Annotated in this window: 21 protein-coding genes; 9 read left to right on the top strand and 12 right to left on the bottom strand. The window is 64.2% G+C overall.

The features are described 5' to 3' along the window. The first annotated feature begins 68 nt into the window (after positions 1-68). Positions 69-707 (top strand): TetR/AcrR family transcriptional regulator, encoded by a 639-nt coding sequence (locus AC1DVU_RS16205; RefSeq protein ID WP_476923491.1) that lies wholly within the window; start codon positions 69-71, stop codon positions 705-707. 117 nt (positions 708-824) lie between these two features. On the opposite strand, the gene AC1DVU_RS16200 is transcribed toward AC1DVU_RS16205, so the two are convergent. The 3 genes from AC1DVU_RS16200 to AC1DVU_RS16190 are packed head-to-tail and all read right to left on the bottom strand — an operon-like array spanning position 825 to position 3,343. Beyond that, a complete protein-coding gene (locus tag AC1DVU_RS16200; protein WP_476923490.1) occupies positions 825-1,583 on the bottom strand; it encodes an amino acid ABC transporter ATP-binding protein in 759 nt (252 codons plus the stop codon). Between the two features lie 32 nt (positions 1,584-1,615). Next, on the bottom strand, positions 1,616-2,431 hold the full coding sequence (locus tag AC1DVU_RS16195; RefSeq protein WP_476923489.1) for an amino acid ABC transporter permease: 816 nt from the start codon (positions 2,429-2,431) through the stop codon (positions 1,616-1,618). A gap of 42 nt (positions 2,432-2,473) precedes the next feature. After that, entirely contained in the window at positions 2,474-3,343 is an 870-nt protein-coding gene (locus tag AC1DVU_RS16190; RefSeq protein WP_476923488.1) for an ABC transporter substrate-binding protein, read from the bottom strand. A gap of 230 nt (positions 3,344-3,573) precedes the next feature. Here AC1DVU_RS16190 and AC1DVU_RS16185 point away from each other — a divergent pair, with 230 nt between their 5' ends. The 3 genes from AC1DVU_RS16185 to AC1DVU_RS16175 are packed head-to-tail and all read left to right on the top strand — an operon-like array spanning position 3,574 to position 6,571. Beyond that, a complete protein-coding gene (locus AC1DVU_RS16185; protein WP_476923487.1) occupies positions 3,574-4,311 on the top strand; it encodes a FadR/GntR family transcriptional regulator in 738 nt (245 codons plus the stop codon). Next, positions 4,311-5,882, top strand: coding sequence for a gamma-glutamyltransferase family protein (locus tag AC1DVU_RS16180; RefSeq protein WP_476923486.1), 1,572 nt, complete (start codon positions 4,311-4,313; stop codon positions 5,880-5,882). The genes AC1DVU_RS16185 and AC1DVU_RS16180 overlap by 1 nt, the downstream gene beginning before the upstream one ends. Then, positions 5,879-6,571 (top strand): YoaK family protein, encoded by a 693-nt coding sequence (locus AC1DVU_RS16175; protein WP_476923485.1) that lies wholly within the window; start codon positions 5,879-5,881, stop codon positions 6,569-6,571. The genes AC1DVU_RS16180 and AC1DVU_RS16175 overlap by 4 nt, the downstream gene beginning before the upstream one ends. A gap of 13 nt (positions 6,572-6,584) precedes the next feature. Here the strand turns inward: AC1DVU_RS16175 and AC1DVU_RS16170 are convergent, their stop codons facing one another. After that, entirely contained in the window at positions 6,585-7,220 is a 636-nt protein-coding gene (locus AC1DVU_RS16170; protein WP_476923484.1) for an isochorismatase family protein, read from the bottom strand. A 110-nt stretch (positions 7,221-7,330) separates the two neighbouring features. Here AC1DVU_RS16170 and AC1DVU_RS16165 point away from each other — a divergent pair, with 110 nt between their 5' ends. Then, positions 7,331-8,284: a GlxA family transcriptional regulator gene (locus AC1DVU_RS16165; RefSeq protein WP_476923483.1), complete on the top strand. Its 954-nt coding sequence runs from the start codon at positions 7,331-7,333 to the stop codon at positions 8,282-8,284. 18 nt (positions 8,285-8,302) lie between these two features. Here AC1DVU_RS16165 and AC1DVU_RS16160 read toward each other — a convergent pair whose 3' ends face one another. The 4 genes from AC1DVU_RS16160 to AC1DVU_RS16145 all read right to left on the bottom strand — a co-directional run bounded on the left by AC1DVU_RS16160 (position 8,303) and on the right by AC1DVU_RS16145 (position 12,955). Further along, the gene (locus AC1DVU_RS16160; protein WP_476923482.1) at positions 8,303-9,139 is read right to left on the bottom strand and encodes an NAD-dependent epimerase/dehydratase family protein; all 837 of its coding nucleotides are present in this window, start codon (positions 9,137-9,139) and stop codon (positions 8,303-8,305) included. A gap of 612 nt (positions 9,140-9,751) precedes the next feature. Further along, the gene (locus AC1DVU_RS16155) at positions 9,752-11,002 is read right to left on the bottom strand and encodes a flavin-containing monooxygenase (protein ID WP_476923481.1); all 1,251 of its coding nucleotides are present in this window, start codon (positions 11,000-11,002) and stop codon (positions 9,752-9,754) included. A gap of 153 nt (positions 11,003-11,155) precedes the next feature. Continuing rightward, complete coding sequence (locus AC1DVU_RS16150) at positions 11,156-11,602, bottom strand: ester cyclase (RefSeq protein ID WP_476923480.1); 447 nt, start codon at positions 11,600-11,602, stop codon at positions 11,156-11,158. A 9-nt stretch (positions 11,603-11,611) separates the two neighbouring features. Next, entirely contained in the window at positions 11,612-12,955 is a 1,344-nt protein-coding gene (locus AC1DVU_RS16145; RefSeq protein WP_476923479.1) for an NAD-dependent succinate-semialdehyde dehydrogenase, read from the bottom strand. Positions 12,956-13,278: 323 nt separating this feature from the next. Here AC1DVU_RS16145 and AC1DVU_RS16140 point away from each other — a divergent pair, with 323 nt between their 5' ends. Continuing rightward, on the top strand, positions 13,279-14,115 hold the full coding sequence (locus tag AC1DVU_RS16140) for an alpha/beta fold hydrolase (protein ID WP_476923478.1): 837 nt from the start codon (positions 13,279-13,281) through the stop codon (positions 14,113-14,115). A gap of 21 nt (positions 14,116-14,136) precedes the next feature. On the opposite strand, the gene lipA is transcribed toward AC1DVU_RS16140, so the two are convergent. The 4 genes from lipA to AC1DVU_RS16120 form a co-directional block, all read right to left on the bottom strand. Then, on the bottom strand, positions 14,137-15,069 hold the full coding sequence (lipA, locus tag AC1DVU_RS16135) for a lipoyl synthase (protein ID WP_476923477.1): 933 nt from the start codon (positions 15,067-15,069) through the stop codon (positions 14,137-14,139). A 225-nt stretch (positions 15,070-15,294) separates the two neighbouring features. Then, on the bottom strand, positions 15,295-16,164 hold the full coding sequence (locus AC1DVU_RS16130) for a fumarylacetoacetate hydrolase family protein (RefSeq protein ID WP_476923476.1): 870 nt from the start codon (positions 16,162-16,164) through the stop codon (positions 15,295-15,297). Continuing rightward, a complete protein-coding gene (locus AC1DVU_RS16125; protein WP_476923475.1) occupies positions 16,161-17,444 on the bottom strand; it encodes an aspartate aminotransferase family protein in 1,284 nt (427 codons plus the stop codon). Before AC1DVU_RS16125 ends, AC1DVU_RS16130 begins: the two co-directional genes overlap by 4 nt. Before the next feature lie 21 nt (positions 17,445-17,465). After that, on the bottom strand, positions 17,466-18,641 hold the full coding sequence (locus AC1DVU_RS16120) for an NAD(P)/FAD-dependent oxidoreductase (protein WP_476923474.1): 1,176 nt from the start codon (positions 18,639-18,641) through the stop codon (positions 17,466-17,468). A 552-nt stretch (positions 18,642-19,193) separates the two neighbouring features. On the opposite strand from AC1DVU_RS16120, the gene AC1DVU_RS16115 reads away from it, so the two are divergent. The 3 genes from AC1DVU_RS16115 (at position 19,194) to AC1DVU_RS16105 (ending at position 22,628) form a co-directional block, all read left to right on the top strand. Then, the gene (locus tag AC1DVU_RS16115) at positions 19,194-20,510 is read left to right on the top strand and encodes a flavin monoamine oxidase family protein (protein WP_476923473.1); all 1,317 of its coding nucleotides are present in this window, start codon (positions 19,194-19,196) and stop codon (positions 20,508-20,510) included. A gap of 213 nt (positions 20,511-20,723) precedes the next feature. Then, positions 20,724-20,846, top strand: a complete 123-nt coding sequence (locus AC1DVU_RS16110; protein ID WP_476923472.1) for a hypothetical protein — start codon at positions 20,724-20,726, stop codon at positions 20,844-20,846. A gap of 237 nt (positions 20,847-21,083) precedes the next feature. Next, positions 21,084-22,628, top strand: coding sequence for an aldehyde dehydrogenase family protein (locus AC1DVU_RS16105; RefSeq protein ID WP_476923471.1), 1,545 nt, complete (start codon positions 21,084-21,086; stop codon positions 22,626-22,628). Positions 22,629-22,729: the final 101 nt, after the last annotated feature.

Raw genomic sequence — 22,729 nt, 5'->3', positions numbered from 1 at the left:
AGTATCGTGGCATCCGCACCAAATGGCAAGGAAACCTGACAAGTTCTATTGTCTTGAGAGGAAATTTCGTGGGACGACCCATCACGCCGCTGCTCTCACGGGACGCGATCGCCACCGCCGCACTCGGCCTTGTCGACCGCACCGGCGGGTTCACCATCGTCCAGGTCGCCGACACGCTCGGCGTGCGCCCGTCGTCGCTGTACAACCACCTGTCGAGCAAGGCTGAGATCGTCGAGGCGATGCGCTCCTGGGTCTTCCGCGAGGGTGGCGACGAGGGTGGCGAAGCAGACACGTGGGAGCAGGCCGTCCGCGCGTCGCTCCGCCGGTACCGCGCGTGCTTCGCCCGGCACCCACGCCTCATTCCCCTGATGACGGCATACACCGTGTCGTCACCGGAGGTGATGGGGATGTACGACGAGCTCGCCGAGGCCTTGTCCGCGGCCGGTGTCCCCGACGGCCAGCTGCTCGACGTGATCACGATGTGCGACAGCGTCGTCATTGGCGCAGCCCTAGACCTCGCGGCGCCGGACGAGGGCTGGGCCGTGGACCAGGCCCGAAGCCCGGCGCTGATCGCGGCGATCCGGCAAGCCGGTTCCGGACGCCGGCGTTCCGACCGGGCGTTCGCGTTCGCGCTCGAGCTGCTGATCGTGGGCATCACCAGCGTCATCGAACGGAGCGAGGAGCCGAACGAACCAACTGGTGGTTGACGAACTCTCTGATGCCGAGAGCCGAGCTCACGCCCCAGGTATCGGGTGTGTGTATTGAGCGAGCCCAGCTGCCGAGCCACGTCCTCCTGCACCGCGGGATGGCTGTGCCCGACCACGCTAGGCGCCGAGGATCGACAGGAATGCCTTGGTGCGCTCGTGCTCCGCGCTGGTGAACAGCTTCTCCGGCGGGCCTTCCTCCAGGATCCGGCCGTGGTCGAACATCACGAGACGGTCAGCCGCGGATCTGGCGAATCCCATCTCGTGTGTCACGACGACCATCGTCATGCCGTCGGCGGCCAGCTCGCCCATCACGGCGATAACCTCGCCGACCATCTCGGGATCTAACGCGCTCGTCGGCTCGTCGAAGAGCATGAGCGCCGGCTTCATGGCGAGTGCGCGCGCGATGGCCACCCGCTGTTGCTGTCCCCCGGAGAGCGCCTTGGGACGGGTGCCCTCCTTGTCCGACAGGCCGACCCGCGCCAGCAACTCACGGGCCTCGTCGTAGGCCTGGTCCCGATCCACGCCGAGGACGTTGATCGGGGCGAGCGCGACATTGTCGAGCGCCGAGAGGTGTGGAAAGAGATTGAACCGCTGGAAGACGAAGCCGATCTTGCGGCGGCGGCGTGCCACCGCTCTCGGGCTCTCCTCGACGAGCCCTTCCTTGGCCTCCTTGTAGCCGACGGACTCCCCCAGGACGCGTACGGATCCTGAGTCGATCGGCTCGAGGTGATTCAGGCATCTGAGGAACGTCGTCTTTCCCGAGCCCGAGGGCCCGATGATCACGACGACCTCTTGGCGTTGCACGGTCATCGACACCGAGTCCACGACCTTGAGCGACCCGAAGCTCTTCACCACGTCACGCGCTTCCAGAATCACGGTCTGTCCCTGTTCCCTGTCTTCAGCGCGCATCAGTGCACCGCCGGCTTGATGATGGGCCGATCGGACCCTCCGAAGAACCGCTCACGGAACCCCGATCGCGTTCCCGGCGCTGCCGGGTCCCCGAACCGGCGTTCCAGCGCAGATTGGACGAAGGACCAGATCGTGGTGAGCAAGAGGTAGTACACGGCGGCGGCCATGAAGATCTCGAAGGTCTTGAAGGTCGCCGAGTTGATCGACTGTGCGGTCAGGAACATCTCCTGCACCCCGATCACGCTGAGCAGCGAGGTCGACTTCATCATGAGGTTGAACTCGTTGCCCAGCGGTGGGATCACGATCCTGGTCGCCTGCGGCAGGATGACGGTTCTCATGGCCACTGCCGGCGACATGCCCAAGGCCTTCGCCGCCTCGGTCTGCCCGTCATCCACCGCATCGAGGGACGCTCGGATGATCTCGGACATGTATGCAGCCTCGTTGATCGCGAGGGTCAGTATCGCGGCCTGGATGACGCCAAGGATCGTGAGCGAACCCAGGCTGACATCACTGAACCGGTAGATGCCGGTCGCCGCCAGGCCGTTGTAGACGATCACGAGCTGGACCAGCAGCGGCGTGCCGCGGATCATCCACACATACCCCGCGGCGATCCACCGCAAGGGCCCGAACCGACTTCGACGCATCAGGGCGATCGCCAGACCGCCGATCACTCCCAGGGTCTGGGCCAGCACCGAGATGTAGATCGTGCGCCACAGCCCGGTCAGGAACGGGCCCGAGGGGTGAAAGACAGCGTCGGCGAAGAAGCCCCAGTCGAAGACCGGTTGATCCTGCGCGGCTTGGAGCAACGTGTGCATGTGTCGTGTCAATTCTTGAGGAGTGGAGTTGACCCTGCCGTCCTAGCTTGCAGGCAGGGCATCGTCCGTCAGTTCCCACTTCTTGAGGATCTCGTCGTACGTGCCGTCGGCCCTGACCTCGGCGAGCGCCTTGGCGAGCGCGTCGTGCAACGCCTTGTTGGCCTTGACGGTCGCGATGCCCGTCGTGATCTTGCCGAACGGCTCGCCGACCGTCTCGAAGACACCCGGCTGCTGCTTGATGGCGTAGCCGGCGATCTCGACGGTGGTGCCATAGGCGTCCACGAGTCCGAGCTTCAGCTGCTGTTGCGCCTCGCTGTCGCGTCCGAACTTGGACACGGCCATCTTGGGCTTGCCGGCGGCCTCACACTTCTTGGACTCGCCGGCCAGGATGTCGACGATCGTCGTTCCGGTCTGGGCTGCCACCTTGCGGCCACAGAGATCGTCGATCCCCGAGACGTTCTTGGGGTTGCCCGACCCCACGAGGACGGTGTTGCCGGCATACATGTAGGGCACGAAGTCGACGATCTTCTCCCGCTCCGGCTTGATGTAGAGCTGGGAGAGGATGGCGTCGCACTGCCGGCCTTGCAGGGCCGGGATGATGCCGGCGAACGCGACGTTGTTCCACTTCGACGTGAGCTTGAGCTTCTTGGCGATCGCGTCGCCCAGCTCGATCTCCGTCCCGACGGCCTTCTGGCCCTTGTCGAAGTACGTGAGCGGCGGCGCACTGATGTCCGAGCAGTAGGTCAACGTCCCGCCGCTGATCAAGGCGCTGGACGGAAGGCCGCCTGAGCCGGTCCCGCCCTCAGACCCGGTCGATCCTCCGCCACACGCGGCGAGGAGCGTGCCTGCGGCCGAGATCGCGATGACGCCGATCGAGCGCCTCAGGAGTGGTTGCGTTCCGCTGAGCTTCATGATGATCCTTCCGGGGACGCGACACCGAGTAAGTCGCAGATGGTCTGACCAGTGTCACGCTAGTGGTCCGCCAACTGACGAGTCAACGGTTTTCTACGAAATTCGTCTTGTTACGGTCTTGTTACGCGTAAAAGCGCATACTGGTTGACAGGTCTCCACCAATTCAGCAGTATGAGTCTTCGGGACCTGCGGAATACATTCTCATCAGGTCAGACCAATGAGGAGCAAATATGATCGACTGGGCTCGTCTTGCTCAAGAGCAACGGTCGGCGCCAACCACGATCTCGGCACGCATCAGTCGGATGATCTCGGAAGGAACGCTCTCGGCCGGCGAGCGGATCCCTGGTGAGCGCGAGCTGTCGACAGCCCTGGGCGTCTCTCGCGCGACGGTTCGCGAAGCACTGAGGGAGCTCGAGCTGCGAGGACTCATCGACCGCAGGCGTGGACGCGGCACTGTCGTGGTCGAGACGCAGCGGCCCGAGATGTCTGCGTCTCTTCTGGGCGACATCGACTCGACCGCCCGGGTCCTCCGGGAGGTGATGGACCTTCGCGGTGTCGTGGAACCTCCGATCGCCGAGCGCGCGGCCATCAGGGCCAGCGACGATCAGATCGCCCAGCTGTCCGACCTCGTCGATCAGGCGACCTCGGAGATCGCGCGAGGCGTCGATCCCCAGCGCTACGTCGAGCTGGATGTTGCATTCCACCTGACCCTCGGACGAATGACCATGAACCCGATGCTGGAAAAGCTGTTGAGGGTGACCAACGAGTGGATGGCGCCCTCGAGGCGCACCTCGCTCGAGACCGAGCACCGTATCCGCACGTCACTGGCGGCACACCGCCTCATCCTCCAGGCCATCCAGCAACGCGACCCGGAAGCAGCCTCGCTCGAGATGAGCAGGCACATCAACGACATCCTCATCGTGATCGCCGGTGGCGATCAGCAGTTCCCGACAGGCGGCAAGCTCTGATGACCACTTCGTCCTCGTGGGGCGCCGCCACGCCCCACGACAGCGCGACCAAGGCAGCGGAGGACGCCTTCGAGCGAGGCGGAAACGCCGTCGACGCCGCCCTCGCTGCGGCGAGTGTGCTGACGGTCGTCTACCCCCATCAGTGCTCCATCGGCGGTGACTGCATCGCGATGGTCGGCCTGCCCGACGGCAGCGTCCATGTCATCAACGGGATCGGTCGTACGCCCGCCGCCCTCAAACCAGACGACCTCGCGGGCTTCTCGGCCATGCCGATCGACGGTCCTCATACCGTGACAGTTCCCGGCGCCATCGACGCCTGGCAGACCATGGCTGATCGCTGGGGCTCGCGAGGTCTCGCCGCCGACCTCTCGGCAGCCGCACAGTTCGCCGCCGAAGGCGTACCAGTCGCGGCCGGACTGGCTCGAGATCTCCAGCGAGAGAAGCACAGGATCCTCGCCGATCCTGGACTGCGTGCGGTGTTCGCACCTGAGGGTTCGTTGCTGACAGCGGGTGAGCTGCTCGTGCAGCCGAACCTGGCTGCCAGCCTGCGAGCCGTTGCCGATCTGGGACACCAGGCGTTCTACGAAGGGGACATCGCGCGCAACATCGTCGAGACTCTCCAGCACCTGGGCTCGAAGATGTCAGTCGACGACTTCGCGCAGCACCACAGCGATGTCGCGTCACCGATCTCCGCGATCTACGACGGGACGGAGTACCTCACGGCGCCGCCACCGTCGCAGGGCGCCTTCTTCCTGGAGTCCATCGCGGCGCTCGAGATGGTTCGCGCATCGTCCGCGAAGGCCATCGATCTCGATGGCCCCGATGCCCTTCTGGTCGCCACGGTCCTCCAGGCTGCGGCCGGGGATCGGGACCGGCTGCTCGCCGACCCCGACTCGTCGCCCTTGGACGTCCAGCGCCTGTTGAGCGAACGCGCACGCCAGATCACCGACCTTCAAGCCGTACCTCTACCTGGACAGCAGAACCCGCCCCCGACAGGAGACACCGTGGCGGTCGTGACGGCCGACGGCACAGGAATGTGGGTCTCACTCATCCAGAGCCTCTTCCACGCATTCGGATCAGGCATCCTCGACCCGGAGACGGGGATCATCCTCCACAATCGCGGCGCCTCGTTCTCGACGTCGTCGGACCACCCAGCAGCCATTGCCGACGGCCGCCGGCCGCCACACACACTGATGCCGGTCCTGACCCGCGACGACGGTGTCCTGACTGGTGCCCACGGCACCATGGGCGGACGAGCGCAGGCACAGATTCATACCCAGCTCGCGTTGCGCCTCGCCAGCGGGGACTCGCCGGAGGTCGCCATCGACCGAGCGCGCTGGATCCTCGGTCCGATGGAGGAGGGCGCACGAGCGCAACGAGCCGTCAAGGCCGAGCAGGGCGTCCCTGCGATGGTCACGGACGCGCTCCGCGACGGCGGTTTCGTCATCTCGGAGCTCGAGGCGCACGACGATGGCGCGGGCCACGCACAGCTCGTCCGGCAGGGTCCGCTCGGCAAGGTCGGCGCGAGCGACCCCCGATCGGACGGAACGTTCCGCGGCGGACGAACGTGATCCGACGCCTCGCTGCCCTGCACACTGACCGGTTGCACCTCGGGCTGATGCTGGCGCTGACCTTCTCGACCGGCGTGATCGACGCCGTCGGCTACCTCGGGCTGGACCGGGTCTTCACCGGGAACATGACCGGCAACGTCGTCATCCTGGGCATGGCGCTCGTCGGCGGAAGCGGACTTCCAGTGCTGGGACCATTGCTGGCTCTGGCCGGCTTCATGGCCGGTGCGGCGCTCGGCGGTCGCGTGCTCAAGCCCGCCGGTCCCGGATGGACCCATCGGACGACGCTTCTCTTCTCCTTGGTCACGGCCCTGATGCTCGCGGTCGCGACGCTGCTGCTGGCGACCGACGAAGAGTTGCAGCACCCCGTCGCGATCGGCATCACGACTGCCCTGGGCGCGGCGATGGGCATACAGGCCGCCACGGCGCGGTTCATCGCGGTCAAGGACGTCACCACGGTCGTCGTCACGTCAACCATCACGGGCCTCGCAGCCGACTCCGTGCTCGGCAGCGGCAAGCGGGGCAACAGCTCCCGCAGAGTCGCTGCAGTCGTCTTGATCCTTGCGGGCGCATTCGCCGGCGCCGGCCTGCTCAAGTGGCACCTGGGCGGTGGCCTGCTCCTCGCTGCATCCATCACCCTCGTGGTGACCGTCCTCGGCGCACTCCACGCCCGCACCAAGGTGCCGGCGTAACGCACGCAAGCACTCAGCCAACGAGGTACGCGCGGCCCTGCGTCGCCGAGGTGCCGAGATCGCTCTTGGGCAGCTCGTTTCCATCCTGCGTCGCCTTGATCCACTCATCGGTGGTGGCCACTGCGGCGAAGTTGGAGTGGAGCAGCACCATCAAGGTCTGGTGGAGCTGCTCGGCCGTCACACTTCCCGCGTCGTTGGAGAGGTGGATGGCGCCGCTGGCATCGGACAGGATCTCGGCCGCAAGGCCCAACTCTTCCGCGTACACCGCTGTTGCGATGTCGCAGTTGTTGGTCATGTAGCCGACGATCGTGATCGTGTCGACCTGCTGGTCAGCCAGCCAGGCGGCGACGTCGGTTCCGGCGAACACGCTGCTGTTGACCTTCGACACGCGCTTCCAGCCGGGCTGCAGGCGGCGCTCGATCTCCGGGTGAAGCGTCCAGCTCGGCGAGCCGACCGCGAACACCGGAGCATCTTCGGGCAGCTCGTGCTGGACGACGACCACCGGGATGTCGTTCTCCACGGCAGCATCGAGGGCGCGAACCACGTTCGCGAGCGTCTCGTCTCGCGGCGGGTACTGGATCTGAAGGATGCCGTCGAAGTACTCCTGCTGGACGTCCACCACGATCAGGGCTCTGCGAGGTGCGGTCATGTTCTTCTCCTTGTTGCTGCAACGGGAACCGGGCTCTGCCATCCTCCGCCGTTTGGTGCGACAATCGTGAGTGGCACGAATGCCGACTTTCGATGAGATTGGGCCAAGATGTGAAGATCGCGATCCACGCCTTCGACGGCATCAGCTTGTTTCACCTCGCCGCTCCTTCACTGGTCTTCGGGGAGGTGAACCGGCTCGGGCTGGCTGACGGGTGGCAGACCTGCCTGTGGAGCGAGGATCGCCGGGTCACCACGATGGACGGTGTCGTCCTTGACGACCTCGCTGGGCCGGCCGACGTGCTGGACGCCGACTTGCTGGTCTTCCCTTCGTGGCACGACGACTTGCGGCCCGCCGGAGACGATCTCCTCGAGCTCATGCAATGCGCCCATCACAACGGTGTGCCGCTCGCAGGTCTCTGTCTCGGCGCGTTCCCCATCGTGGACACCGGACTCCTCGACGGTCGCGGGGCGGTCACCCACTGGGGTGCGGCGGCAGCCCTCGCGACGCGCCGCCCGTCGGTCACGGTCAACGCTGACGCGATCTACGTCGACCATGGCGACATCCTCACCTCCGCCGGAACGGCTTCGTCGATCGACGCCTGCCTGCACATCGTCCGTACGATCCTCGGGGCGGATGCTGCGTCGACGGTCGCACGCGAGCTCGTCGTTGCACCGCACCGCGACGGTGGCCAGGCGCAGTACGTCAGCCGGCCTGTGCCCGACGCTGGCGACGTCGGTCAGCTCGGTACGACGATCCACTGGGCCCTGGCACATCTGGACCAACCGCTGGACATCGTGACCCTGTCGGCGCACGCCGGGATGAGCCGACGGAACTTCACCAGACGATTCATCGAGGCCACCGGCACCAGTCCTGGTCGTTGGATCATGAGTCGCCGGCTCGACGAGTCACGGCGGCTGTTGGAGCGCACGGACCTGTCGGTGGAGCGCGTCGCCCGAGCGTGTGGGTTCGGCAGCGCGGTCACCTTCCGCCAACGATTCAACGGCGCCTACCGCACCACACCGTCGTCATACCGACAGCGGTTCAGCACCTCCGAAAGTAGTTGAGGGAAAGCACCCGCAGACTCACTGGGACGACTCTGCCGACAAACCGGCATAGCCCTCGCGGTACGTCGGGAAGTCCGGTGCCCAGCCGCTTGCGCGCAGTCGCGCGTTGCTGAACCGCTTGCCGTGCCCGAGGTGCGCGTCCGCAGCGTGAGGGCTGGGCGCGCCCAGCTGTGCAGCCAGGTGCGTGGCAACATCGCCGAGAAGTGCGGGCTCGTCATCGGTGCCGACATAGAGAGCCTCTGGAGGTGTGTCCCGCGTGAGCAGATGGACGACGGCGGCGGCTGCGTCGTCGCGGTGGATGCGGTTGGTCCACCGGTTCGGGTCGGTCACCGTTCCTGCCCGCACTTGGTCGACGAGTCGCGTGCTGCGATGGCCGTAGAGCCCTGAAAGGCGCAGAACCGTGCCATGTGGCACGCGGTCGGAAAAGACCTGTTCGGCCTGGAGCAGCATCCGGGCAGGCCCGTCGGCAGGGCGGGGAGGCGTGGACTCGTCGGCCAGTACGGCCGGGTCCAGGTCGCCGAAGACTCCGGTCGACGACACGAGAACGGCGCGTCGTGGCACCTGGCCGGTTGCGGCCAGTGCGTCGAGGGCGCGGCTCATGCCGTCGACGTAGGTGCCGCGGTAGTTCTCCTCAGTACGCGGCCTGGCCGTCAACGCCACGACCAGGTACGCCAGGTCGAGCGGGGGGAGGTCCGGGCGGGCCCTGGTGAGGTCCACCGACAGACCCTGCAACGGTTGCGGGACCTGGTCAGCGCGGCGTCGAAGCGCGAGGACGGCGTGGCCCCGCGCGGCGAGTCGTCTGCCCACGTCGGCACCAAGCGCGCCGCAGCCGACAAGCAGGACGTCCGGAGTCATTTGACGAGGCTACTGGCCAGGCGCCAAGCAAAGAATGTGACGACTCCCAGAGCCTCCGACAGGATTCGAACCAGCGACATCCTCATTACAAGTGTCTCAGGACTGAGTTTTTGCCTGTCATTTCAGTTGCATTTGTGGCTACGGAGCCGGTGATTTCGCCCTGGGGGTGCGCCGGGGGTGCGCACTTCGGCCCAGGATCGCCTGTGTTCGTGTAGCTCCGTCAGCGTTCAGCAGCACCCCCCACCCTTGGGACACAACCTCCGTGCAGGATGCGGTTCGTCGCGTTACTACTGGACTGCGACCTACGCGACCATGGTCCGAGAGCCGACATCCGTCTCACTCCGTTGGAATCTCGTTGTCGTCCGGCTCAGCCTCGTCAGACTCATCACGTCTCGAAACCTGCGGTTCGAAGACTTCTGAGTTCTTCTCAGACAACTCGCGAAAAGCTAAGGCCCTGGAAGCTGAAAGTGCGATCATCGCTTCACCACGCCCTCCCATCAGTCGCTCATTAAACTTGAAAAATTCGTGAATCGCCTGAACTCGCGACTGTGCCGGCCAGGTGGGCAACCTCGCCGGGACCTAGTGGCGTGACAGGTACAGCGCCTCAAAACGCTATCTCTCGAGAGCATCGAGAATCCGCTGCGTATTGACGTAGAGTCTCGCGAAGTCCCGCCGCTGAAGTTCCAATCCACCGAAGCCTTCATCTCTACGCTGGAAGTGCATGACCAATGGCTCCTCGAGTTCAGACTGCACCCTCAGCATTTGATCAATCTGCTGAGCTTGCATCTCGTAGATCGGCCATTGCGCGCCCATCGGGGCAATCAACCCCACAAAGTAAAGATTCGCGAGCCCGTGAGGAAGAACCCCTGACGCCCATCGCCGCGGCATGTCATTTTCTCGAGGGAGCAGACCCGCGGCGAGGAAAGGCGCGCTGTATCGAAATCCCGTCGCCAACAAGATGGTGTCGAATGTCGAGGATGTTCCATCGTTGAACGTCACCTCACAGCCATCAATCGACTGGATTCCCGGCCGGACGCGGATACGTCCATGCGTGATCCAATACGGGAGCAAGTCGTTGACAATGGCGCGCTGCTTCGTGAAGTCGCGCGAGAGCGGCTCCGGCAGACCATACTGCTCTGGGCGCCCGACGCTGACTCGTATCAGCAAGCGAAGGATTCGCGCATAGAGCCGAGGGGGCAACTTATTGATCGGCAGCTCGAGCCTCGGCATGCCGAACAAAGATTTGGGCATGAAGATGAACCCGTGCCGAACTGAGATGTCGACTTCACGGCGAGCCTGTGCCGCATCGACAGCCAGGTCACATCCAGAATTGCCAGCGCCGATCACCAGAACACGCTCGCCGTCGACGTCGCCGACATTCCTGTAGTCGGATGAGTGAAGTACCCTCCCGGCGAATTCGCCCGGGAGATCCGGCACATACGGATGGTGAAGGTGTCCATTCGCGACCACGACAGCGTCGAAATGCTCCATCTCACCGTCGTCGAGCTGGATTTCCCACCCGTCGAGTCCGACTCCGGCACGAGGTGCGACGTCCAGAACCTCGACACCGAACCGGATGTGCGGCAACAGTCCTTCGCTACTCGCGAAGTCGTGCAAGTAATGCACGACCTGCTCTCTGCTCGCATAGTTCGGGTACGTCAATGGTTGCGGGTGGTCTCGAAACGTTGAGACGGACTTCGGAGTGATGAGGTGCAAAGCGTCGTAGTCAGTGTTCCAATGACCGCCCGGCACATCCGTACGTTCAAAGGCGATCGCGTTGTGTCCCGCACGCCGAAGCTCGCGCAGGCTCGCCAGTCCTGCGGCACCTGCGCCGATCACTGCAATTCGCTTGCAAGTTGCCATGGCCAATCGACTGCCCTCTTCCCGTGTGACCATCGTTGCTGGTCGTGGGCGGAGCCGATCTCGCGCTCCAGCCCTGCGTATCTTCCGACTCAGTGCCGGATTGTGTTGTGTCAGATGTCGGGGGATCGAGCGTCGGACCTCGATCTGTCCAATTCAGATGACAATGGGACCAACGTCGGCGATCTGGACTGGGATGTCGTGTTGACGCATGAAGGAGACATCGTTGAAGTAGTCGCGGATACTCGTGATCGAGCTGTCCGAGACCGAGATGCAGCGTGCAAAATGCATGCTCACATCTCGCCCAGTTGCAGCGAATGGAAGGCCGTGCCACATGAGCGGACCACTGTGCGTAGCCGTGATCTCCAGTTCGATACAAGCGCTGGTGTCATCTCCCAGCAGCACGAGTTGACGCGTACGCACGTTCGACCAGGCTCGCATCATCGTCTGCTCCACCTCGATGAACCCGTCGATGTCGGTGCGCACGCCTGGACCGACGTCGATGAACTCCAGGTCCGAAGCACAGAGTCCACGCACCCGCGTGACCCAGTCCTCATGAGTGAAGGCGTCCTCCAGTTCGAGGAGCCGTTCGATCGCAGTCACGAGAGCCTCCTACTCCGAGCTCGTACGGATGAGTTTGCGGTTGGCGAACTCGTCTAGCCCCAGTGATCCGAGCTCGCGACCAAAGCCCGACCTCTTCACACCTCCGAATGGGAGCTCGGCTCCTTCCAGCCCGATCCCGTTGATGAAGACCATCCCTGCCTCGATCGCGTCGCTGACTCGTGAGGCCTGCGCCGGGTCGGTCGTGAACACGTAGGATCCCAGGCCATACTGCGTGTCATTGGCCAGTGCGACGGCATGCTCTTCGTCGGTAGCCGGCAAAACCATCGCAACTGGGCCGAAAAGTTCCTGGTAATAGATGTCGTGGTCCGGTGAGACTCCAGTCAGGACACCTGGCGGGAAGAAGCATCCATCCCGCACCCCCTTCGTACTGAAGATTGCTCCTTGCGTGACGGCACGATCCACCTGATCCTGCAGTGACTCAGCAGCACCAAGTGATGACATCGGTGCACCGGACCATGACGCGCCCAGAGCGTCGGTGAACTGCTGCACGAACTCGTCAAAGAGCTCGTCGATGATGATGAACCGCTTGGCTCCATTGCACGCCTGGCCTGTGTTCTCCAACCGAGCACCAACCGCCGCCGCGACAGTCTTGGCCATGTCGTTCGTGCTGAGGACGACGAACGGGTCAGAGCCCCCCAGCTCGAGGACCACTTTCTTGAGGTGCCGACCGGCTAGCTCGGCCACTGAGGCACCCGCCTCCTCCGAGCCCGTCAACGACACGCCCTGCACGCGCGGGTCCGCGATGATGTCGCCCACCTGCTCGCGTGATGCGTAGAGATTGCCATAGACGCCGCGCGGGACGCCTGCCTCCACGAGGATGGCGTCGATTGCCTCTGCCGTCTGCGGGCACTGTGAGGCGTGCTTGAGAAGAAGTGTGTTTCCCACCAGGAAGTTGGGTGCCACAAAACGAGCAACCTGATAATACGGATAGTTCCACGGCATGATTCCGAGGAGCGGTCCCAACGCGGTCCGACGCAGCACTGCTGACCCGCCGCCTTCCAGGACCACGAGCGGCGTGTCAGTCATGAAGGTCTCTGCGTTATCCGCGTAGTACTTGTATATCGAACCGGCGAATTCAATCTCGCCGCGAGCGTCGTCGACGGGTTTACCCATCTCGCGGGTCACGATATGCGCAAGATCTGCGGCACGGTCGAGATGCAAGTCGCCGATGCGGTGAAGAATCGCAGCGCGATCGGAAACAGCCGAGGCGGCCCACGGCTTCAAGGCCGACGACGCAGCATCGATGGCTGAAGCAATCGATGCGTCATCTGCCGTTGGATAGGTCCTGACCAATTCGCCAGTTTTAGGATCGCGAACAGCGTAGTTAGACACAACACTCCTCTGTTTAAGCGCCCGTTGTGCGTAGGCGCCAGTTACCGCCGCTTGTCTGTCGTCATGCGGGCTCGTCGAGCCACCAAACCTAGCCACATAGCCTTCAGCAGTGACTTGTTGTCCACGATGACGATCGCGCGACGTGTTGGAGACGAGCGCACTGCCGCTCCACCGAGGCGCTCAGATAGCGTCGGCCGCGATCATTCTTCAGTGTCAATGCCATTCCCACCTTCCGTTGCTTTTGGAAATGGCTTGCATTGACACTCGACACCGCCAACTCAGATCACATGGTGCGAATATTTTCGCGAATCGAGGCTAATCAAGTGAGCACGGAAGAGTCGAAGCTGAGGGTGCAATTCACTGACACCTCCCTGGGTCCTATTCGCACTCTTGAACAGGGCTCCCCCGACTCAGAGGACGTGGTGTTGATTCACGGCTTCGGGGGCGATGCTGAGAATTGGCGTTTCAACGTGAGCGCACTCGCACGTCGGTACCGAGTCCTTGCACTCGACCTGCCCGGGCACGGTGATTCCACGAAGGCGGTAGGCACCGGCGCACCATCGGTCTTGGTAGATACGGTTGAAGAAGTTCTCGAGGCGCGCCACGTTCGCACGTCCCACCTCGTGGGCCATTCGTTGGGTGGCCTGGTGGCAGCGAGTCTGGCATTGCGTAGACCCGAGCGATGCTCGTCGCTGGCACTTATTGCGCCCGTCGGGTTCGGTCAGGCTGCCGATGGCCGATATGTGGAGGGTTTCGTCCAGGCCGAGACAACCGATGAGATGCGCGTGGTCTTGGAAATGCTCTTCGCAAACCGTGCTCTCGTCACGGTGGAGTTTGCCCAGCAAGTGCTGTCGAACAAGCTGAGAGCTGATAGCCAGTCGGCGCTGGAACTCCTCGCGACACACGTTCTCGCGCTCGGTGACCACGTCGTGGTCGGTGCCGACGCTCTCCAACGCAGCGGGATCCGCACCATGATCATGTGGGGTACTGACGATCGAGTCATCGAGTCCCCCGCAACGTCGGTGCTTCACGACCCCATCGCAGTGACCCTCTTCGACGGCGTCGGCCATTCGCCGCATGTGGAAGCCGCCCGGGTTGTCAACCGAACGATGACCGACTTCTTCGAAGACACGCGCGATCCTGTCTCCGGGAAGAAGTAACGCACCGACCACAGCGACAGATCACAGTTCTCTGTTCTGCCGCATGCCGATGGCCTGCTGGTAGAGCGATCCGGCGCGGTACGACGAGCGCACCAACGGTCCGGACATGACGCCGGCAAAGCCGATCTCCTCGGCCTCGGTCTTGAGCTCGACGAACTCCTCCGGCTTGACCCACCGCTCGACGGGGTGGTGCCGCACCGACGGACGCAGGTACTGCGTGATCGTGATCAGGTCGCAGCCAGCCCCGCGCAAATCCAGCAGTGCCTGGGAGACCTCTTCGCGGGTCTCTCCCATGCCCAAGATGAGGTTCGACTTGGTCACCAGGCCGAAGTCGCGGGCCTGCGTGATGACATCCAGCGACCGCTCGTAGCGGAACGCCGGACGGATGCGCTTGAAGATGCGCGGCACGGTCTCCACGTTGTGCGCCAGCACCTCCGGGCGCGATTCGAATACCTGCGTCAGCAGCTCGGGGATGCCGTTGAAGTCCGGGATCAGGTTCTCGACGCCCGTGTTCGGGTTGAGCTCATGGATCTTGCGGACCGTCTCGGCATACAGCCACGCACCGCCGTCGGGCACGTCATCACGGGCGACACCGGTGATGGTCGCGTAGCGCAGCTCCATCTTCTGGACGGACTCGGCCACGCGGCGTGGCTCGTCGCGATCGATCGGATCGGGCTTGCCGGTGTCGATCTGGCAGAAGTCGCACCTGCGGGTGCACTGCTCTCCGCCGATGAGGAACGTGGCCTCACGGTCCTCCCAGCACTCGAAGATGTTGGGGCAACCGGCCTCCTGGCACACCGTGTGTAGGCCCTCGCCCTTCACGAGCTTCATCAGCTCGTTGTACTCAGGACCCATCTTCACCCTCGTCCTGATCCACTCCGGCTTCTTCTCGACCGGAGTCTCGGCGTTGCGGACTTCAAGCCGAAGCATCTTGCGTCCATCTGCGGTGGGCATAACGCTCTCCAAAATCTTTAGCGGCGGTCTAGAACGGGCGTGCAGGGTGGTCGGCATGACCAGTAGGCGTCCTTGAACCGCCCCTCGTCGCCCCACAGGGTGCGCAGCATCGCCGACCCAGCCTTCCCGGCGGTGACGCCCGGCAGCGGTCACACTCTTGAGAACTGAGTCCTCGACCAGCGATTGCCTGATGCGGCGACACGGGAGACCGGCGGTCTACTGGCATCACACGACGTCATTGCGTAGTGTGCCGAGGCCCTCAATCGAGACCGAGACCACGTCACCGGGCTGAAGATAGAGCGGAGGATTTCGTCGCGAACCGATGCCGGCGGGCGTACCGGTGGCGATGATGTCACCTGGCTCGAGGGTGATCGACTGCGAGATGATCGAGACCAGCTCGGCCACGCTCCAGATCATCGACGCCGTGTTGGCGGATTGAACCACCTTGCCGTTCACCGTGGTCGTCAACTCGAGTCGTTGAAGGTCTGGTATCTCATCCAGGCTGACCAACGCAGGACCACACGGCGTCAGGGCATCAATCGCCTTGCCCAAAGTCCATTGAGTTGTGGCGTGTTGCAGCCGCCTCGACGTCACGTCGTTCAGCACCATCGCTCCGAAGACGTAGCCAAGCGCCTCGGCCGCATCGACGCGACGCGCCGTGGTCCCGATGACGATGGCAAGCTCGCCTTCGTAGTCGAGCTGCGGATCGACCACCGAGGGCGTGACAACAGGAGCCCGCGGTCCGGTCAGCGACGTGGCGAACTTCGCGAAGAGCGTTGGGAGCGAAGGCACCTCTTTGAGGACCTCGTCGGCGTGCTCCTTGTAGTTCAGCCCCACGCAGATAACCTTGCTCGGGGCCACGATCGGCGGACCAAGCACGACGTCCACAAGACCGCCAACGGCGCTGTCGCCCCTGGCGCCGGGCAGCGCCGCGCAGAGCGCTTCAACTAATTCTGGATTGCGCAGATAGCCGTCGACGTTCGGCACTGATCCTGGCACTGCGCCGCCTACCAGCCGGGCGGCGTCGTGCACAGCGTCTCCCAGGAGCACGCCCGCTCGCCATTGGTCGTCGACCAGGTAGTTCACAAGCTTCACAGGGCACCTACTCGCATGGACGTCGCCTCGATGGCTTCCACCAGACGTGTCGCGACGTCGTCGATCACGTTGTCATCCATCGGCGTTGAGAGCGCCCCCATCCCACTCTGGGTGAGGAGAACTCCTCGGTCATAGGCCCGCCACCACAGCTGGTCGGCGACCTCCTTCTTGAACGCACCAGACTCGTCGATCGGGTACACCCGTACGAGCGACCCAGATCCGCGAACTTGCCACCCGCGGGCTTCTACCGACGGCCTCAGCGACTGCCGAAGCCGCTCACCTAACGTGTTCAAACGGTCGACCTCCTGAGTTGTGAACAGATCGAGCGACCGCAAACCGGCAGCCATCGACACTGGATTGCCGCTGAACGTTCCGCCGTGTTCAAGCCCGGTGGCGGAGAGCGGGTCGAGCTCCTGCATGACGGACGCCGATCCCGCGACAGCGCCAATAGGAAGGCCTCCGCCGATCAACTTTCCCATGACGATCAGATCTGGCGTGATTCCGGCCGCCGCGGCAGCCCCCCCAAATGCCTGGCGCAGGGAGATCACCTCGTCGGAGACGAAGAGCGTTCCGTGTGACGCGGCTAGCTCTTGAGCAGCCTTCATGTACGCGGAGTCGACCGGCACGAGGCCGGCACGGTTGGGGCACGGATCGACGATGACGGCAGCCAACTGCTGGCCGTGACTCGTGAAGACCTCTGCGAGTGAGGCTACGTCGTTGATCGGCACCTCCAAGCTGTCAGCGCGTACACCCTCAGGTACGCCGCGCTGCGAACGCGGTCCGCCCGGGTTCAACGCCAGGTCTGAGTGGCCGTGGTAGGCGTTGCGGAGGAAGACGACCTTGGCCCGCCCTGTGGCGGCACGAGCGATTCTGACAGCCAGCATGACGGCTTCCGTCCCGGAGTTCGTGTACCTGACCTGATCGGCTGCGTCAATGCGCGAGAGCAGCACCCGAGCATGGGCCATCTCCGCCTCGTTGGGCAATCCGAAGCTCGCCCCACGACGCAGCGCCTCCACAGCAGCCTCGGTGATGGCAGGATGCGCATTGCCGTGAATCAGCGACGTGAAGTTGTTGTTGAGGTCGATAAGACGACGATCATCGCTGTCCCAGAGGTGATAGCCGACGCCTCGAACTGCCATCGGCGTGCTCGGGCCCATGGCGAAGGTGGAGCGCCCGTACCCGCCCGGAAAGAGGCTGAATCCCCTCGACCCGACATACTGCGCGGCGAAGCCAGGCGCACCCGCATAGCGGTCCTGCAGTTCTGCCGCGGCGTCAAGCATGTTGTCAGTGTTCATCGAATTTCACGCCACCCGCGGAACCATGTCGGTCGCACCCGCGATCGACCGCGGCTCGCCGTAGGTGATCCACTCGGCGAGCAGCGCACCCATGGCCGGCCCGAGCGAGAGACCCGCGCCCTGCAGGCCGGCGCCCACGAGAACCTCCGGCTCATCGGGATGAGGGCCGGCGATCGGCCGGTAGTCGGCTGAGAAGGGGTACATGCCCGACCAACCCGAACGATAACCAATGTTCAAGTCGCCAAAAAGCTCGGTCAAGGCTTCGAAGACCGGCTCGAGTCCGTCGTCACTAGCCTTCTCCGGACACGTATCCGGGTCGGTCACCACCGAGCCCTGAACCGTTGTGGTGTGAAGCCCGGCAAGTAGTTGATCAGCGCCCTCCTGGCGGACAAACAGTCCTGGCTTCCCGCCCGGGATGAAGTCCATGATCGCCGGGATCGTGTACCCGACGTTCGGAGGCAGTTGGAACACGTACATCTCGTGTCGCTCGGACACGGTCGGCACCGGCGCGTCGAGCAGCTTCCCGACTTGCTCGGCCCAAGCGCCGGCGCAGTTGACGACCGTGTCGGCTTCAATCTCGAGACCTCCCGTGGTCGTCAGGACGAACCGTGACGTCGAGCCCCGGCGAGCACCAGCCAAACCGTGGCGAGTCAAGATTTTGGCCCCCCGGCTCTTGGCCTTGAGTGCCAGCGCTTGGCACAGCTCCGCACCGTCCGTATACCCCTCGGCCGCGCAGTAGAGGGCGCTGTCCACGTCCTCCACGCGCAGGTCAGGGACCAAACGCGACAACTCATCCGGCTCGATCACCCGGCCTGGGTCCACGACGCCGAGCTCTCGCTGAATGTCGACGGCGCGCTCGAAGGGGTGCCGGTCTGCAGGCGCTCGCCCGAGTCTGACGTAGCCGATGCGCCGCAGGTTGATAGCTCCTTCGCGCTCGAGGTCGAACAACTTCTCGACGCTCCTCGCACGCAGTTCGATGTCGCGCACGTCGAGATACTGGCGCGTGTAGGTTCCGGCGGAGCGGCTGGTCGACCCGTCGCCCGGGTAGCCACGCTCAAGGACGGTCACTTCATGGCCAGCGGCTTGAGCGATCTCGACAGCGGCGCTGAGGCCCATGACCCCAGCCCCCACAATGACAACTCGCCTGGTGCCTGTCCTACTCACGCTGTTCCCTTTCGCCATGTTCAGCCAGCCACCAGAGTCAGAGTCTGGCGACCCACGCCAGCAGTCGCCGGTTCGACACAGTCTGTGAGCGCGATCAGGGGATCACAATTGTGGCTCGGGCCAAGACCAGTCATCCTGTGTAGCCGGTGCAATAGTCCGGCTGACCGGCACCTGGCCGGGCTCGCAGACTGTCAGCGGCCAACAGTCCCGCCTGATGCAGCCGTGCGTCCTCGTGGACGTTGCCATGGCGCTGCGAGGGCGAGCCCTGGACATCACACGGCGACGACTGTGTCGCATCGAACCGCGACGGCTGCGTAGAAGTGATCACCTCGAACAGCACGCCACGTCGGTGCGCTGTCCCCGCACGGGCTGTCCTCACGACATCGCCCTTGTACCGCAGTATGAACGCTCTCGCACGGTCTGAACGACGAGTCATTGCGGCTCGAGGGTGCAGCGGACCTACTGTGTCTCCGTGTAGTTCGACCCTGCCGCCACCTGCCCCTGCTCGCACATCGATGTCGAGACAGAAAGCAGCAGACGGTCAGTCCAATGCGATGGAGTGTAAGAATCATGAGCGATCACATGTTCGACGTTGCTGTCATTGGCGGAGGTTTCGCTGGGGTCGCGGCCGCCCGCGACCTCACGGATCTAGGCCATACGGTCATCCTCTTGGAAGCGCGAGACCGTCTGGGTGGTCGCACCTGGGCGCAGAAGTTCGAAGGCACCTCCGCAACGATCGAGTACGGCGGACAATGGTTGACCCCGAAGTACAACACGATGGCGCGCACGGAGATCGAGCGGTACGGCGTACCGACCGATGAGAGCCCGGAGCAGAAGACCGTGGTGGCGCTGACCCGCACCAAGCGCTTCGATGCTCCGATCCCGACGGACCCCGAGAGCATCATCGGACTCGAACGAGCCTGGAATCTCTTCATCAATTCCGCCAAGCGAATCGATTCCGACGTTCCCTACGACCTCCAGCCCATCGCTGATCTGGATGTGACATGGCATGAGTTTCTGGCGCCACTGAACCTGACAACTGCCATGCAAGATTATCTCGACGCTTGGTTCTCGCTCCTGACGGGACGGCGCCCGGATGAGGGAAGTGCGCTGAACGTCATCGTCGAGTTCGCGGAGATGGATGGAAGCGTGTACGAGTACTCCACGATCCTGACGACGCGCTACAAGAGCACGGGCACACTGATCGAGGCAATGGCAGCTGATTCATCGGCGGAGATCCGCTTGTCGAGTCCCGTCAAGAGTGTCACCCAGTCCGACGACGGGGTTCACATCATCATTACAGACGGCGCCGCGATCGACGCTCGCTTTGCGATTGTGGCGATGCCGCTGAACTGCTGGAACGACGTTGAGTTCGAGCCGACTCTCAGCGATGTGAAGCGCACGGCCAGCAAGGACCGACACGCCTCGCCGACCGTCAAGGTGTGGGCACTGGTCGAAGACGCGCCGGAACTGTTCGCCGCGATGGGGAGTCCGGCCGTTGGTGGAGGAATCAACACGGTGCAGACCGAGCATGTGGTGGACGAGGGCCAGATCATGGCGACGTTCAGTCATGATCCCGACCTGAGCGTCCGCGACTCCCACGACATCGAGGAAGCACTCCAGGCCTACATGCCCGGTTGCAAGGTGGCGCGCATCCAGTCCCACGACTGGTGGTCCGATCCGTATGCGAAGGGCGGTGTCATCAGCTGGAAGCCGGGCGCACTGACGCAGCACTTCTCCGAGATCCGCCGCGCGGAGGGACGGATCTACTTCGCGGGCGCTGACATCGCCATCCCGTTCAACGGATGGATCGACGGAGCCATCAGGAGCGGTCGCCAGAACGCCGCCCGCGTCGCTCAGCTTCTTGCTGGGGCGGACGACGCCTGAGGCAGACTCGGTCGGAGCGGTGTCATAGCGCGCCGAGGCCCGCACCCAGCCCCTCGGCAGGCACCCGTTCCGGGAAGTCGCTGCGCGAGACGCCACCCACGTCGATCTCAGCCCGTCGACGGCAGCAGGAGGCTCACCGCGTCGACTGCCGCTCGTCGTGTGGCGTCGGTCTGTGACACGGCGTGGACGGAACGCGATCGCGACGGGGCCGGCGTGAGCCATCGCACGCAGGCATCAGTGCTGACCGCTGTCAGCGCGGAGCTGCCGGCCACGACATGTGCGCATCGCGTGACGATGCCGTTCTCGCGTCCGGATCCGAGCGACCCGCTCAACTGACCTGCTCCGCCCGCACATCGTCCGCGATCGTCGGGGATGGATGTCGCCACGGTCGGGCCGACGGACGTACTCCGGCACGATGCGTGAGCCACGGCCGATGACTCGCCTGTTGTCGACGCTTCAGATTTGTCACACGGGACAAGCGTCGCCTGCACCTTTGGGGTCGTCGCTCATTGAGCGAGGAGAACCGGCGCTCGATGATTGCAGCGAGCCCGACAACAAGATTGGTGGACCAACATGCTGCAGAACGTAGCCACGGAGACCGAGCGGAGCGAGGCGTTCGAGGCGCGGCTCAGCGCGATGCGCCTCGCAGGCCCGGTCGATGCCCCGCACATCATCGACGGATCGACCTCGTTCGAGGGTCCCGAGCTGCATCGCGAGGACCCGACCAACCCGTCCAGGTACGTGAGCGTCTGCCACGACGCACCTGCGGACGTGGTGTCCCGTGCCGTGTCCGCGGCCCGCCGCGCCAGCAGGGCCTGGGCTCGAAAGTCGCCCTACGAGCGCGCATCGGTCCTCCGACGAGTCGACACGCTGCTCACTCCGGAACGCCGCGTGGACATAGCGGCGATCATCTCGCTCGAGGTGGCCAAGTCGAGGCTCGAGGCGTTCGTCGAGGTTGACGAGCTGAGCACTCTCATCGAGCGCTACTGCTCGATCGCTGAACGATCCGGTGCCTTTGAGACGATCCTCACCCAGAATCGGGACGACCTCGTGTCCCGCAGTCAGATCCGCCCCTTCGGGGTGTTTGCGGTGATCGCACCCTTCAACTATCCGATGGTTCAGGGAGCGGGGCCGGCGATCGCGGCACTTCTGGCCGGCAACACGGTTGTCATGAAGCCTTCGCATCTCGGTCCGAGGTCGGCACAGGCTTTCGTCGACCTGCTGCATGAAGCCGGACTTCCAGCCGGCGTCATCAACCTCGTCCACGGCGCGGACGAGCCTGGCAAGGCACTGGTCGGCGAAGACATCGACGGCGTCGCATTCACCGGGTCGGTCGAAGCAGGCCGCTCCATCCACGAGGTGATGACGTCAGGTCCGTACCGGCGCCCCGTCATCGCCGAGCTGGGTGGGAAGAACGTCGCCGTCGTCACCGACAGCGCGGACGTCGATCTGGCCGCGCGTAGCATCGCTACGTCCGCATTCGGCCTTTCTGGCCAGCGTTGCAGCGCATTGTCCCGCGTCATCGCGACCCCCGGCGTCTACGACGACCTGGTGACGCGACTCGGCGACCTGACGGCTGCGCTGGTGGTCGGAGACCCGGCCGACAGTAAGACGTTCGCCGGCCCAGTCGTGGAGCGTGCCAGTGTCGAGCGCTTCGCCGAGTCGGTCAAGGTCGCACAAGCCGACGGCAGGGTCGTGACCGGTGGCGCGACCCGACCCGTGGACGAGGGCTACTACGTCGATCTGACGATCGTGGCCGACCTACCGCTGGGCCACCCCCTGACCCGAGAAGAGCTGTTCGTCCCGCTGGTCACCGTGACCGTGGCGCCGAGCTTCGAGGACGCCCTGGCCGAGGCCAACGTCGTTCCATACGGCTTGACAGCCGGTATCTACACGCGCGACGTCGAGGAGGCACGGGTCTTCGTCGAGAGCATCGAGGCCGGCGGCGTGAATGTGAACAGTCCTGTCGGCGCCACCACCGGATTCTGGCCGGGAAACCAGACATTCGGTGGCTGGAAGGCAAGTGGCACGACGGGAAAGCTCGCGTTCGGCGACTTCTACATCCAGCAGTTCGGCCGCGAACAGTGCACGAACGTGGCCTCGGATCTCCTGCTGTGAACAGAGCAAGCAGGAACCACCCGTTCCGCGTGCGTAGGCAGAGGCCGAAGTGGCGGGAGATCGCACCGCTTCTCGACTTGTCGATCCGACTGCCCTCGAGG

Source organism: Aeromicrobium sp. P2_G6 (assembly GCF_056403535.1).
The sequence above is the reverse complement of the archived record's forward strand: the minus strand, read 5'-3'. Positions and strand labels throughout refer to the sequence as shown.